Raw genomic sequence first — 686 nt, 5'->3', positions numbered from 1 at the left:
GCATCGTGCTGGTGGCGATCATCGGCATCGCGCTCGGCATCCATTCGGCGACGCATGTCGGCACCTGGTCGGATCGCGGGCTGACGCTGATGCAGTATTTCTTCATCGCGGTGCCGGAATTCTTCTGGTGCATCCTGGTAATCCTGTTCTTCGCGGTCTGGCTCGGCTGGCTGCCGGCGACGGGCTACTCGCCCATCTCCGAGGCCGGGATTCTCGGCTGGGCACGGCACCTGATCCTGCCGGTGGCGACCCTCGTGCTGGGCCTGATCGCGCATATCTCGCGCCTCGTGCGCTCCTCCATGCTGGTGGCGATCGAGAGCCGCTACGTGCTCGCCGCCCGCGCCAAGGGTCTGCCCGAGCGCATCGTGCTGCGGCGCCACGCGCTGCCCAACGCGCTGCTGCCGGCGATCACCATCCTGGCGGTGGATATCGGCATCCTCATCGGCGGCATCGTGGTGGTGGAGAGCGTCTTCGCCTATCCCGGCCTGGGGCGCATGCTGATCTACGCGATCGACAACCAGGACATCCCGCTGATGATGGGCGGGATGATCGTGATCACCACGATCTACGCGCTGGCGAACCTGGTGGCCGATATCCTCTACGCGGTGCTCAATCCGCGCATCCGGGTGAGTGGGTCCGCCGGGTGAGGATTCCGCGCACCCTGATCGTCGGCGGCATCATCGTCG

General features: G+C 66.2%; 1 protein-coding gene. It reads left to right on the top strand.

The window, feature by feature from the left end:
- Positions 1 to 647, top strand: a 647-nt coding sequence (locus AC1DWF_RS34890) for an ABC transporter permease (RefSeq protein ID WP_476843047.1), incomplete at its 5' end; no start/stop codon positions are given.
- Between the last annotated feature and the right edge of the window lie 39 nt (positions 648 to 686).

This window comes from Aminobacter sp. P4_D5 (assembly GCF_056401815.1).
Note: the sequence above shows the minus strand (reverse complement) of the source record. Positions and strands in the feature narration are given on the sequence as shown.